Annotated in this window: 15 protein-coding genes and 2 pseudogenes; 10 read left to right on the top strand and 7 right to left on the bottom strand. The window is 43.2% G+C overall.

Annotated features, from left to right (window positions below; genetic code table 11):
- Positions 1–325: 325 nt before the first annotated feature.
- From COP04_RS11720 to COP04_RS11710, 3 genes are all read right to left on the bottom strand, one after another.
- Positions 326–709, bottom strand: a complete 384-nt coding sequence (locus COP04_RS11720; protein WP_100488191.1) for a DUF4064 domain-containing protein — start codon at positions 707–709, stop codon at positions 326–328.
- Positions 710–980: 271 nt separating this feature from the next.
- Positions 981–1,412, bottom strand: a complete 432-nt coding sequence (locus COP04_RS11715; RefSeq protein ID WP_100488190.1) for a branched-chain amino acid ABC transporter substrate-binding protein — start codon at positions 1,410–1,412, stop codon at positions 981–983.
- Positions 1,409–1,618 carry a helix-turn-helix transcriptional regulator gene (locus tag COP04_RS11710; RefSeq protein ID WP_100488189.1) on the bottom strand — a complete coding sequence of 70 codons (210 nt, stop codon included), beginning with the start codon at positions 1,616–1,618 and terminating at the stop codon, positions 1,409–1,411. Before COP04_RS11710 ends, COP04_RS11715 begins: the two co-directional genes overlap by 4 nt.
- Before the next feature lie 222 nt (positions 1,619–1,840).
- Here COP04_RS11710 and lpdA point away from each other — a divergent pair, with 222 nt between their 5' ends.
- From lpdA to COP04_RS11690, 4 genes are read left to right on the top strand one after another with little or no spacing between them, the layout of a single operon-like run.
- The gene (lpdA, locus tag COP04_RS11705; protein ID WP_100488188.1) at positions 1,841–3,259 is read left to right on the top strand and encodes a dihydrolipoyl dehydrogenase; all 1,419 of its coding nucleotides are present in this window, start codon (positions 1,841–1,843) and stop codon (positions 3,257–3,259) included.
- On the top strand, positions 3,256–4,281 hold the full coding sequence (locus COP04_RS11700; protein ID WP_100488187.1) for a thiamine pyrophosphate-dependent dehydrogenase E1 component subunit alpha: 1,026 nt from the start codon (positions 3,256–3,258) through the stop codon (positions 4,279–4,281). Before lpdA ends, COP04_RS11700 begins: the two co-directional genes overlap by 4 nt.
- Positions 4,282–4,297: 16 nt before the next feature.
- Positions 4,298–5,281 carry an alpha-ketoacid dehydrogenase subunit beta gene (locus tag COP04_RS11695; protein WP_100488186.1) on the top strand — a complete coding sequence of 328 codons (984 nt, stop codon included), beginning with the start codon at positions 4,298–4,300 and terminating at the stop codon, positions 5,279–5,281.
- 16 nt (positions 5,282–5,297) lie between these two features.
- Complete coding sequence (locus tag COP04_RS11690) at positions 5,298–6,578, top strand: dihydrolipoamide acetyltransferase family protein (protein ID WP_100488185.1); 1,281 nt, start codon at positions 5,298–5,300, stop codon at positions 6,576–6,578.
- On the opposite strand, the gene COP04_RS11685 is transcribed toward COP04_RS11690, so the two are convergent.
- A complete protein-coding gene (locus COP04_RS11685; RefSeq protein WP_420852754.1) occupies positions 6,529–7,020 on the bottom strand; it encodes a tyrosine-type recombinase/integrase in 492 nt (163 codons plus the stop codon). The two genes, COP04_RS11690 and COP04_RS11685, sit on opposite strands and share 50 nt — an antisense overlap.
- A gap of 853 nt (positions 7,021–7,873) precedes the next feature.
- Here COP04_RS11685 and COP04_RS19610 point away from each other — a divergent pair.
- The 5 genes and pseudogenes from COP04_RS19610 (at position 7,874) to COP04_RS11665 (ending at position 10,013) form a co-directional block, all read left to right on the top strand.
- Complete coding sequence (locus COP04_RS19610) at positions 7,874–8,023, top strand: hypothetical protein (protein ID WP_157800273.1); 150 nt, start codon at positions 7,874–7,876, stop codon at positions 8,021–8,023.
- Between the two features lie 62 nt (positions 8,024–8,085).
- Positions 8,086–8,325: pseudogene (locus COP04_RS20785) on the top strand (YopX family protein).
- A 239-nt stretch (positions 8,326–8,564) separates the two neighbouring features.
- Positions 8,565–8,741, top strand: a complete 177-nt coding sequence (locus tag COP04_RS20065; RefSeq protein ID WP_193437413.1) for a hypothetical protein — start codon at positions 8,565–8,567, stop codon at positions 8,739–8,741.
- Between the two features lie 91 nt (positions 8,742–8,832).
- The gene (locus tag COP04_RS11670) at positions 8,833–9,177 is read left to right on the top strand and encodes a hypothetical protein (protein WP_100488183.1); all 345 of its coding nucleotides are present in this window, start codon (positions 8,833–8,835) and stop codon (positions 9,175–9,177) included.
- Between the two features lie 38 nt (positions 9,178–9,215).
- Positions 9,216–10,013: pseudogene (locus tag COP04_RS11665) on the top strand (DNA adenine methylase).
- A gap of 77 nt (positions 10,014–10,090) precedes the next feature.
- On the opposite strand, the gene COP04_RS11660 reads toward COP04_RS11665, so the two are convergent.
- Positions 10,091–10,213: a YjcZ family sporulation protein gene (locus tag COP04_RS11660; RefSeq protein WP_100488182.1), complete on the bottom strand. Its 123-nt coding sequence runs from the start codon at positions 10,211–10,213 to the stop codon at positions 10,091–10,093.
- 119 nt (positions 10,214–10,332) lie between these two features.
- Complete coding sequence (locus COP04_RS11655) at positions 10,333–10,551, bottom strand: hypothetical protein (protein WP_100488181.1); 219 nt, start codon at positions 10,549–10,551, stop codon at positions 10,333–10,335.
- Between the two features lie 118 nt (positions 10,552–10,669).
- On the opposite strand from COP04_RS11655, the gene COP04_RS11650 reads away from it, so the two are divergent.
- Entirely contained in the window at positions 10,670–11,038 is a 369-nt protein-coding gene (locus COP04_RS11650) for a hypothetical protein (RefSeq protein WP_239984844.1), read from the top strand.
- A 297-nt stretch (positions 11,039–11,335) separates the two neighbouring features.
- On the opposite strand, the gene COP04_RS11645 is transcribed toward COP04_RS11650, so the two are convergent.
- A complete protein-coding gene (locus COP04_RS11645; protein WP_100488180.1) occupies positions 11,336–11,740 on the bottom strand; it encodes a DUF1259 domain-containing protein in 405 nt (134 codons plus the stop codon).
- Between the last annotated feature and the right edge of the window lie 443 nt (positions 11,741–12,183).

Below are 12,183 nucleotides of genomic sequence, written 5' to 3'. Positions count from 1 at the left end.
AGACGCTCGACCTGATCAAGATTCTTTAATTCGGGTTATAAAATACACTTTATTTTTCACGATCACCATATATATTGACAAATAAGTACGTAGACAATGATCCCAAAAATATAAAACAGCTTGACTTTGACTGGCAGCGTACTGCCCAGGCACTCATCGAGAGCACAAGCAGCGTATCGGAAATTCAATTGGGGCAACCGTTTTTGGTGCGAGAAGGTCATTTTTACCGCTGAAAACTTAACAAATGAAAAGGTGAAGAGGCACCGGCTCGTAACCCTCCGGTGCCTCTTCACAGTCAAAGCTTTGGATCAGTCTTTCGAAAAAATTATTCTGCGGGTTTCCTGACTAAAGCCATGATGCCGGCAATGATGTAGAGAATGGCCGGAACGACTTCCACCAGGCTGGCGATGCCGGCGAAAACCAGCAGCCATCCACCAAGTTTCGCCCTGTTGCTGCGTTTTAGAAGAATGAGTGCAACAATCATTAAAATAATGCTGATGATCGAAAAAATAATGAGTAAAGTCCCAACTAAATTGCTCAGGTGTATGATGTTGGCCACTTCCTGTGCACTCAGTTGGCTGCCGGCAGCACTGAGCTGCTGCTTTAAAGCGGACGGGTTCACTGAAACTGCGCGTAATCCTGAGATTAAGGCCAGACAATTGATGGCGCCTGCAATAATTGATAGCGTAAATTCACCTGTTCTTTTCATTGAGAAAGCCTCCTGTTGGAATATGTGTATTATTTAAATAATTGAATCATCTCTGTCTTGAATTCTTATTCAGAGTTCGGCAGAATCTAGAACTCTTTCTTTTAGTCGGAAAGAAAATAGTCAGTAACAATAATCATTGCGGCCATGCTTGCAAGAAGGGTGATTGTCCGTCAGCAATATATACCGCTCTCACAAAAATTAATCCCACGTATAATGTTCAGTCAAGCAGCTTTATGATCCGGATATGCTTACTCAATTAAGCTCAATTAGTCTAATCGTCCTCCTTCTCCCGTTTTTTTCTGAGGTAATAAGAAAAAGAAAAAGCGGCTAAGAAACAACCAAAAAAAACAAAACCGCTGATCAGTGCATCAATCGGATGATTGGAGTCAGTGGTCAGAAGCAGCAATCCGACGATCAAACCGATGGCGGAAGCGATTAAAACAAGTCCGTAATAGGGCATACGTTTTTTCTGCTTTTTTTCGGTTGCTTCTATGTCCACCGAGACACCCATCTGCAAGTAAAAAAATATAACAGTTGTTACTGTCATGACAAAGAACAAAGGAGAGTCAAAGGCTACATTTGGGCCGCTGACGATCGCTGTATAAATCAAAATAGCCAAAATGCTAAGCGTTTGGAAAATAAAGGCGATCCGCACATTCTTTAATGTGATAAGAATTAAACGTTCATCTTTGATTTTTTTCAATGGTTCTCCTCCTTGTTTTCAACCCAGAAAAGTTCATCCAGGGATCTATTCAGCGTATAACAGATAGCAAGGCATAACTTAAGGGTTGGATTGTATTTTCCTTTTTCAATCAGGCTGATGGTTTGTCTTGTTACCCCTGTTTTTTCCGCCAGATCCAGTTGCGTCATCCCTGCTTCAACGCGGGCAATTTTTATATGGTTTATCAATGAAAGAAATCACCTCTTAATTTATATTGTAATATATAAGTTGCATTATGCAATATATATATTACATAAAATAGAATTGTATCTTTTCCGGAACAAGCGTAAAATGATTTCGAGGAGCAAAATTTGATATTAATATGATAAATTTAGTTAATCCCATTCGTTTGAAACTTTTTAGACGGTTGCTGCGTATTAGTAACAAGAAAAAAAGGAGTGACTTTTTTTATGGCCAAAAATTATGACCTGGTCCTATTAGGAGGTGGCACAGGTGGATATGTCGCGGCAATCCGTGCCAGCCAGCTTGGGCTGAAGACAGCCATCGTGGAAAAAGACGCACTCGGCGGGACTTGTCTGCATAAGGGATGCATTCCAACTAAAGCGCTGCTTAGAAGTGCCGAAGTTTACACGACGATGAAAAAGAGCGGAACTTTTGGCATCGACATATCTGAAGCAGTGCTCCACTTTTCCAAGGTTCAGGAACGGAAACAGGAGATTGTTGAAAAGCTGCACAATGGCGTCCTTCAGCTGATGAAAAAAGGGAAAATCGATATCTATAAAGGTTACGGCCGGATACTCGGCCCTTCGATTTTTTCCCCCATTTCGGGATCCATTTCGGTCGCATACGAGGATCATCGCGAGAATGATGTTTTGACGTCTAAGAATGTGATCATTGCAACCGGATCCAGGCCGCGATCATTGAGTGGACTGGATATTGATGGAACCCGGGTGATGACTTCTGATGAAGCACTTCAACTGTCAGAATGCCCGGCATCTATTTTGATCGTCGGAGGCGGTGTGATCGGGGCGGAATGGGCATCGATGCTGGCCGATTTCGGTGCGAAAGTGACGGTCGTGGAGTACACGGACCGATTGGTTCCGACCGAAGACCAAGCCATATCACAGGCGATGGCCAGAAGCTTTAAGAAACGGGGTATCATTGTTTTTACGAAGGCTAAGATTCTCCCGGAAACATTAAAAAAAACAGATTCGATTTCGATAGAAGCGGAAATCGGCGATAAACGTGAAACTTTTACTGCAGAAAAAATGCTCGTTTCGGTCGGCAGGCTCCCGAATTCAGAAGATATTGGGCTGGCGAACACGTCAATTGAGATCGAAAATGGGTACATCAAAACTAATGCTTTTGGACAGACGAAAGAATCGCATATTTATGCGATCGGAGATGTGATCGGCGGGCTGCAGCTGGCGCATGTGGCAGCACGTGAGGGCGTTAAGGCCGTTGAACATATGGCGGGACTCTATGTTGAAGCCATTGACGAAGACCTTGTACCCAAATGTATTTATACGCATCCGGAGGCGGCGTCAATTGGTATGACGGAGGAAGAGGCTAAAAAAGACCATGAGATTAAAATCGGCAAAGTTCCTTTTGGGGCGATAGGAAAAGCACTTGTTTATGGAGAGTCTGGAGGTTTTGCTAAAATCATTGCTGATAAAGAAAGCAATGATATTCTCGGCGTTCATATTTACGGCCCACACGCGACCGATTTGATCGGTGAAGCGGCACTGGCAAAGCTGCTGGATGCTTCGCCGTGGGAAATAGCGGAAACCATTCATCCGCATCCGACACTGACGGAAGTCATTGGTGAAGCGGCACTGGCTGTTGACGGGAGAGCGATTCATATATGATACAAATAAACAGGGAGGAAAAGATCATGCAAAATCGCCACCATGTTCTGGGATTTTCAGATCAGGACGTTTTAAATATGTACGAGATCATGTTGGTAACACGCCGGTTTGATGAACGCCTGTGGCTGCTGAACCGTTCAGGGAAAATACCCTTTGTTGTTTCGGGCCAGGGACAGGAGGCTGCTCAAGTCGGAGCTGCGTTCGCATTGAACAGAGAAAAAGATTATGTTGCGCCTTACTATCGGGATTATGGTTTTGTACTTGCCTGGGGCATGACACTCCGTGAAATGATGTTAAACAATTTTGCCAAAGCAGAAGATCCGAACTCAGCAGGACGGCAGATGCCCGGCCATTTCGGGTACCGAAAACTGCGAATGCTGACACATTCTTCACCGGTTACTACCCAAAATCCGCATGCGGTGGGAATCGCCCTGGCTGCCAAGCTGAAGGGTGACGACATTGTCAGTTTCGTTACGTTTGGTGAAGGATCATCCAATCAGGGAGATTTCCATGAAGCTTGCAATTTTGCCGGAGTGCACAAGCTGCCGGTCATCTTCATGTGCGAAAATAACCATTATGCGATCTCTGTCGGATTGAAACATCAGCTGTCCTGTGAACATGTTTCCGACCGGGCACAGGGCTACGGCATGTTTGGAAAAACATTTGACGGCAATGATCCACTGGCCGCTTATGCTGCAGTAAAGGAAGCTGCCGATCGGGCGCATCGCGGTGAGGGTCCCTCTCTGCTTGAAGCAAACTGCTATCGGCTGACCCCGCATACGAGCGACGACAATGATATGACTTACCGGACAAAAGAAGAGGTCGATGAGGCAAAGAAGCACGACGGTGTACTGACGTTCGCCAGCTATCTGCGCGGGCTCGATATTTTGACGGCTGAAAAGGAAAAAGAAATGGAAGAACGGATCAAGAGAGGAATTGACGATGCGACTGATTATGCTGAAAAGGCACCGTTTGCCGATCCGGATTCCGTTCTCCGTTATGTGTATGAGGAAAAGAACTGAGGGGGGGGATGCGACTGTGGCAATCATTTCATATATAGAAGCAGTGACACAAGCGCTCAAAGAAGAAATGGAACGCGATGAGAACGTCATTGTTATGGGGGAAGACGTCGGCAAACGCGGCGGTGTTTTTCAGGCGACCAAGGGCCTGTTTGAGGAATTTGGAGAGGAAAGAATCATTGACACGCCGCTTGCCGAATCAGCAATTGTCGGTGTCGGAATCGGAGCGGCCATGTATGGCCTGCGTCCAGTGGCCGAGATGCAGTTTTCTGATTTTATGCTTCCCGCAGCCAATCAGATTATTTCAGAAGCGGCGAAAACTCGTTACCGTTCGAACAATGACTGGTCGGTACCGCTGACCATTCGTGCACCTTATGGCGGCGGCGTACACGGCGGAATCTATCATTCCCAGTCGATGGAGGCCATTTTTGCCAATGTACCGGGTCTGAAAATAGTGATGCCATCCACTCCCTATGACGTTAAAGGCTTACTTAAAGCTTCCATCCGTTCAAATGATCCGGTTATTTTCTTTGAACACAAAAGAGCGTATCGGTTGATCAAGGGTGAAGTTCCGAATGAAGACTACACTTTGCCGATTGGAAAGGCGGATATCAAAAGAGAAGGTGATGACGTCACAGTCATTACCTACGGACTTGCGGTACACTTTGCCCTTCAGGCGGCTGAAAAACTGGCCGGAGAAGGAATCTCAGCACATATTCTGGATCTGCGTACCGTTTACCCGCTTGACAAAGAGGCTGTGATTGAAGCAGCAAAAAGGACGGGAAAAGTACTGCTCGTCACTGAAGATAATAAAGAGGGCAGTGTAATGAGTGAAGTAGCGGCAACGATTGCTGAAAACTGCCTGTTTGATCTGGATGCTCCGATTAGAAGGCTAGCCGCACCGGATGCGCCGTCAATGCCTTACGCGGCTCCATTGGAAAAACAATTTTTGCTGAGTCCGGAGAAGCTTGAACAGGCGATCCGTGATCTGGCGGAATATTAAGGAGGTCGCGGAATAGATGACTATTGAAAAAATGGCAATGCCGCAACTGGGAGAGAGTGTCACCGAAGGAACGATCAGCCAGTGGCTCGTGTCTGTCGGAGATAAGGTCAGCAAATACGATCCGATTGCTGAAGTCACAACTGACAAGGTCAATGCCGAAGTTCCGTCGAGCTTTTCAGGGAAAATTACTGCATTGCTTGCCAGTGAGGGAGATACCCTCCCAGTCGGACAACCGATCTGTTCCATTGATGTGGAAGATGGAAAAACGCTTTCTCTCGATTCAATAAAATCTGAAACCCCTGCATCTGCTGTTGCGGCATCCGAAGAAAAAGATACCTCAATGAAAAAACGTTATTCACCGGCAGTTCTTCGTCTTGCTCAGGAGCATGATATCAATCTGGAACAGTTAAACGGTACGGGCAGAGGCGGACGGATTACACGCAAGGATGTAGAAAGATTCATTGAACAAAATTCAAAAGCGGTCAGTGCATCGGAATCAAAAATTCCGAAAGATCCAGCGGGTGCATCTTCTTTTGCCGATGCAATGGCTCAGGCCGCAGCCGTTCAGCCTTCCTCGCTAACAGTCAAGGATGAGGCCGGTGATGTGGATGTGCCGCTTACCGGCGTCCGCCGCGCCATCGCCAGGAATATGGTCCGCAGCAAGCATGAGATTCCGCATGCATGGACAATGATTGAAGTCGATGTCACGAATCTTGTCAATTACAGGAATCAAATCAAAAATCTTTTCCAGAAAAAAGAAGGCTATAAGCTGACATACCTTCCATTTTTCATTAAAGCGATTGTAGCTGCTCTTAAAGAATATCCACGGATGAACAGCACATGGGCCGGGGACAAAATTATTGAGAAAAAGGCTGTCAATATTTCACTTGCAGTTGCGGCTGAAGATGCGTTATATGTTCCTGTGATTAAGAATGCCGATGAGAGGAGCATCAAGGGACTGGCCATCGCAATCGACGAAATGGCTTCGAAGGTCCGCAACAACAATCTGTCACCTGAAGACATGCGGGGCGGAACGTTCACAATCAACAATACTGGATCATTTGGGTCGATTCAGTCACAGCCGATTATCAATTATCCGCAAGCTGCCATTTTGTCCATTGAGTCCATTGTCAAGCGGCCGGTGGTTGTCAACAATATGATTGCGATCAGGGATATGGTCAATCTCTGCATTTCGATTGACCACCGTGTGCTCGATGGACTGATAACGGGTCATTTTCTTGCCCGGATTAAAGAAAGGCTGGAGAATATTTCTCCTGAAAATACGCCAATTTATTGATGATCCTGACAATCGTTGATGTTGATATAGAAGGATTTTTCATAAAAAGTAAAGGGCTATGACCACATTTCAAGAAATTATTGCTCTTGTCGCATAAATTCACCGAACTTATGTGACATTTTTTTCGCCGATTTTTAGTCACGTGCTCATATACCTTTCTTGTAATCTCATCGTTGTAGTGACCTAACATTGCTCTGATGTCATCAAGCGGTATCTCAGCCTCAGCGGCCAGCGAAGTGAATGTGTGACGTAGTTTGTGTGGCGTCAGCCGCTTGTTAAAAGAACATCTATCATTTTCATGCAGCATTTCGTGGTATATCACATTTTCAGTATACTGTTTCCCCATATAGGTTTTCTTTAGTTGCGGAAACACGAATATATTTTCTTTTAATATTGCATAAGAGATACTCAGTTCGCTGAGTTTGGCATGTTGATGATGCAACTCATTCTCTACTTTGGGTTCTATATTAATGGTACGAATAGATGAAGCTGTCTTTGGTACATTCTCTTATCTCTCCCAAACTATCTTTGACTTTTATATCACATCCATCAGTCAGTCCTTCTCTAATTCCTTTATTGATTACCACATTATTCTCATCTATTCCCTTAATTATTTTTCCAGTGATTATTTTATTTGGCATTGATTTTTTTAGCCTCCATTTTTTCTAATTGGTGCATTTCGTCATCAAGTCTATGTGCCTTTTCGGGTGTCAGGTACATTTGAAGGGCAAAGGCAAATAGTTTGTTCTATGCTTTGATTGGCAAGTCGAACATATTGCGTTTCCCCACAAAACTTACAATCTATTATTCCGAGCTGCGGGATCTGAGTGGTTTATCAAAGGATGAACTGAACCCAGCCAGAAAGCTGATGCAAGTTCACGTTAATGACCAGTACCTTATGAAATATAAAAGTCGCAGAACTAGAAAACCTGGAGATTACTGAATCAATTACGAAGGATTGATCAATTTTTTTCAAAATGAACCGTCATCAGATTGGTCGTGTATTCCGATTAAAGATAAACCTATTAATCCATCAAAAGAGGATTGTTCGGATAATCCGCCTAATTCTGGCGCTAATCCTAACACTAATCACGGCTCTAATGATGGCGCAAATGGCCAAAGATTAGCCGGAAAATCCGACTCTCTCTTAACAGATTGTAACAAACAAAACATAACTAACAGAACAGCTGCTGTTTCCAAGCCAAACTTTTTTGATTCATACATGCTCTGTTCGTAACGAATTTTGAGCAGAAGCCCGGATATGTGGTCTTCAGTTTGAATTGAGGTGAAAAAAGATGTGGGATATTAAGGTGCGATTCTGGGACAAAGTAAATAAACGATTTTGGCAGGGCTGTCAGGAAGGTGAAGAGATCGGAAAAGAAACCTTTCAGACGGCGTTCATAGATGGTGTCTTAACCGGTGCGATGCTGGAACCGTTGAGTTAAGGATATTTAAACCAGTTGACGACACATAGGAAAGAAACTTACCGTCTTCTGAGTACACCGGACTGAAAGATAAGAATGATAATGATATTTACGAAGGGGACATTGTTAAAGCAGTTGTTCAAAGCGGCTATAGTAGTGGATTCAGCAGAACCGAAAAAAATGTAGCTGTTTCTTATAACTAAAAATTAGCTTGCTGGGATCCGTTCGGATGATGTGTAATTTGGCATCAAGACGGAAAAGTAATTTCAGCAGAAGTCATCGGCAACATCTATGAGAATCCGGAACTGCTGAAAGAAGGGTGAGAGCATGAACAAGGTCATTTTTGGGAAGCCTGAATGAAAAAACAAGATGATTGAAGGCAGAAATTCATGAGCATCATTCTGATTCTGAGTTTAGTGTTCCTTGTCTGGTCGGCTCTGATTAGCTGGATAGTTTGGCGACGTGAATCGTTGGAAAATACGGCCAAAATCGTATTTATCGATTTTAAAAACAAACGTAGGGTGAAATGACAATACGGAGAACGTTGAGGGGATCGAGGAAAATGGGTGAAGCGGCGGAAATGATTTTGGAAGGCATCTTGTGTGAGCAATGTGGTTGCCTGATTGATGGGGAAGAAACGGGCTATCCGCGGTTGTGTGAGGATTGCCAGAAATCTAGCAATCAGTCTCATAAACGTAATAGACGTGGAAAGAAGGAAAGCCAGTGGTTGGGTAAGTAGTGTTGCACATAGTAATTATCTCCTTTCATCACGTGATACTGCATTATATGAACTTGGAAAGTGAGTAAAGGGTACAAGTGAAGGAATAAAAATGCCTGTTTTATCGGCAGATGTAGCGCAGTTGACAGCTGTGTGCATTCGTGAAAACGATAAACAAGACGGATTTGTGTCTTTCGAGGTATCGACCGGAAGGATCATATCCCGGACTGAAGATTTTGAGTGTCTCAAAAAACAATCGTTTGAACTAGTTGTGAAAAATTATCCGATGCTGGAACCAATGATCAATCGAATGATGCCTTTATACGGAATAGACTGCTTTACGATTGACAGTCATGAAATACTTGGTAATACGCTGATTGAAAAGAAAATTTATGACTTATGCCTCAGAAGAACAAGCGGAAGGTACAAGAAAATAGCCGACAAGATCTTTTCCTGATGCGCGGCTGACAGCTAAAACGAAGGAGGGTGATTGCAGTGACGATACCCCGAATATTACACTATCCCGGAAGTAAGTGGAGCATGGCAGACTGGATTATCAGTAACATGCCACAACACAGTATGTACTTGGAACCGTTCTTTGGATCAGGCGCGGTGTTCTTTAATAAGCAGCCCTCGAACATTGAGACGATCAATGATCTCGATGAACAGGTCGTCAACTTGTTCCGGGAGATCCGTATCCATGCGAACGAACTGGCTAGAATGATTATTTCACGCCGTTGAGCCGTCAGGAATATTACGAATCATACGAGACAACCGGAGAATCATTAGAAGATGCGCGCCGGTTCCTTGTCTGCTGTTGGCAGGCAATTGGAGCAAAGACAAGCGACCGAACCGGATGGCGCAGCTTATATCAGTTCTAATGGCCCTAAGACGGCGCAAGAGTGGGAAAAGCTGCCGAGTAAGCTACTCAAAGTTGCTGGCAGATTGAAAAACGCTCAGATTGAGAACCAACCGGCTGTGAAGTTGATTGAAAGATATCGAGGGAAAGATGTGCTGATCTATGCGGATCCTCCGTATATCATCGAGACACGGACGAAGCGGCATTATGCATGTGAGATGACGATAGACGACCACGTGGAATTGCTGAAATGTCTGATTAAACATCCGGGACCGGTAAGCGGTTATCATCATCCGCTGTATGACCAGCTGCTTCCTGATTGGAAGGCGGAAGAGTTTCAGGCTAATGCAGAAGCCGGAGCTAAACGGACAGAAGTTTTGTGGATCAACTCGGTAGCCGCGCAAACGGATTTTTATCAGGAATCGCTGTTTTGAAGTAAATCAAAAAGGGCACCCGGGCCAGGTGCCCTCAATCGAAGGAGATGCTGCATGGAGTCAACGGCTAAATCAACTTAATACATGAAAGTTGCGCCGACAATAATCAGCAGAATGAATAGAACAACGATCAGAGCAAAGTTATTGTGGTGGTGTATGTGGCAACCACAACCATCACTATATCCTCCATCATAACCCATAGTCGAACACCTCCTTATCACTTGATACTACATTATATGAACTCGGGAAGTGAGCGAAGGGTACAAGTGAAGGAATGAAAGGGCCTGCTTTAAGGAGATGTCTCATAAATGGGATTTTATCAGGAATCGCTATTTTGATTATGTTTCCTATCCACTATGTCCCATATCCAATTTGCAGCTAAGTAGGAAATAACAACAGCAAGTATAATCATTGATTCATAGGTTTCAAAGTGAGGAAGAAAAAAGAATGCAAGGCAGACCGCAGTATAGGGTATTGTCAAAAAAACAAGCCGTTTTCCTGTGAATCGTTTTTTCAAGTCAGCAAGAAAATTATTCATGGTTATCACTCCTGTGATTATTATACTTCGGAGAAATGAAATTGGCGAAATTGTGTTGTACGGTTGACAGCTAATGAGAAGGAAAGGAGATGCAATTATGGACGCAAGGGAACAACGTGTGGAAGCAATTAATTTGATTATAAAAGAGATTGCTAAAAGAGGTCGAAAATTCTTTCTTAACAAAGACACGGGATTAACTTCTTATTTCCATTTCAAAGGTGAAAAACGGAAGCGTCTATGGTATTGGGATAAGAGAGGTGGGGACGTAAACCCTTATCCATCAAAGTATCAGAAGGATTGGCATTTTTCAGATGGTGGAACGCTTTGGGGACTCATTCATGATTTCAGCGAATTTATCCTGACAGGAGAAAACACAAATGGAGTACATGGGTATGGTGGTCTTTATTGCAAGCATTGGGGCTATCCGGAAGAGGACATGATTGCCATAAGAAAAGTGGCTGCTCAATTTGGATTTCTGAAGGAGTGAATAGGAGTGGAGATCAAGAAACTCACGAAGATTGAACAATTCAATTCTTTGAAAAAAGGCGATGCTATTTTAGTTAGATGCTATTTTAGTTAAATGGTGGGACAACTGGGTCACACATCACCCGAAAACTAAGAAAATAATGTTCTACAACATTTATGAAAACAAACATCGCTGTCAAGAAATTATTTGTCGGTTGCAAGGAAATCATTATTTCAACTATATCAATTATCTGAAAGATACAAGTGCGGCAGAAGAAGTTTATTTGGTAACAGACTAATTTGCAGTACGACATTTAAATTAAGAAACAGGTTTACTGTTCAAATACAAAAAAGAATTTGCAAGTTTCTTAGCAAATATCAGAGGTGGTTCAACAGATTGTAGGTGTATATATAAAATAGTTGGCTGTGTAAATATCCAATGATTGTGAAGAGCACTTACGATGATTCCCTGTTGAGAGACTGACCAAACGAATGGAGGAACTTCTTCTTGAAGGACAGCTATTTCAGCTAAATTAAGTGCGTTTCCTGATGAGTCAAGTGATTCAAATAAGACTTCAACGTCAGCGACATCGACACTTGTCTTTCCTTGAATAATTACATTAAAAGTTCTGCGCAATGTAATAGAACAAACGCCATTTTCAAACTTAGATTTTCCATGAAGAATATCTGCAAATTGCTGACAAGTATTTTCCATTTCAGCCATGCGGCTCACCTCACATAAATACATATGCGAGATGAGCAGAAAAATAAATAAAAAAATCGATATCCCTCCGAGCCATTATGATAGATGCTGCCATGATTAGTGAACAAACGAAAGACACAGGCGAAGGAGTAACGGAAATAACTACTTTAAGCGTTTGTTTACTTTTCCTTTCTTCCACTTCAGAATGAGATCGGTTATCCAAATGGCTACAATGATCGAAAAAGGGACAATTGTCCAAAAATGTAGTCTGTATGGAAGGAGAAAATCAATTACAACTACAGCAAGGAAGCATGGAAAATATAGCAAGAAATATGTTCTATATTTCAATTAAGATCGCCTCTTATTAAAAAAAGCTCGGATCCCTCCGAGAAATCTCAATAGGCTAATTTTACCACATATGGAGGGATACCAGTACTTGAAAATTTTAAAATGAGCTATCAAGG

The organism is Sporolactobacillus pectinivorans, assembly GCF_002802965.1.
In the GTDB taxonomy this organism is placed as follows: Bacteria; Bacillota; Bacilli; order Bacillales; family Sporolactobacillaceae; genus Sporolactobacillus; species Sporolactobacillus pectinivorans.
This window is presented reverse-complemented; position numbering and strand designations above follow the sequence as displayed.

What these genes read in the sequence shown, in the direction of transcription:
- COP04_RS11645 (WP_100488180.1), bottom strand. Translation starts at nt 11,740, where the DNA reads ATGGCTGAAATGGAAAATACTTGTCAGCAATTTGCAGATATTCTTCAT.
- COP04_RS11670 (WP_100488183.1), top strand. Translation starts at nt 8,833, where the DNA reads ATGCCTGTTTTATCGGCAGATGTAGCGCAGTTGACAGCTGTGTGCATT.
- lpdA (WP_100488188.1), top strand. Translation starts at nt 1,841, where the DNA reads ATGGCCAAAAATTATGACCTGGTCCTATTAGGAGGTGGCACAGGTGGA.
- COP04_RS19610 (WP_157800273.1), top strand. Translation starts at nt 7,874, where the DNA reads ATGTGGGATATTAAGGTGCGATTCTGGGACAAAGTAAATAAACGATTT.
- COP04_RS11690 (WP_100488185.1), top strand. Translation starts at nt 5,298, where the DNA reads ATGACTATTGAAAAAATGGCAATGCCGCAACTGGGAGAGAGTGTCACC.
- COP04_RS11660 (WP_100488182.1), bottom strand. Translation starts at nt 10,213, where the DNA reads ATGGGTTATGATGGAGGATATAGTGATGGTTGTGGTTGCCACATACAC.
- COP04_RS11655 (WP_100488181.1), bottom strand. Translation starts at nt 10,551, where the DNA reads ATGAATAATTTTCTTGCTGACTTGAAAAAACGATTCACAGGAAAACGG.
- COP04_RS20065 (WP_193437413.1), top strand. Translation starts at nt 8,565, where the DNA reads ATGGGTGAAGCGGCGGAAATGATTTTGGAAGGCATCTTGTGTGAGCAA.
- COP04_RS11720 (WP_100488191.1), bottom strand. Translation starts at nt 709, where the DNA reads ATGAAAAGAACAGGTGAATTTACGCTATCAATTATTGCAGGCGCCATC.
- COP04_RS11700 (WP_100488187.1), top strand. Translation starts at nt 3,256, where the DNA reads ATGATACAAATAAACAGGGAGGAAAAGATCATGCAAAATCGCCACCAT.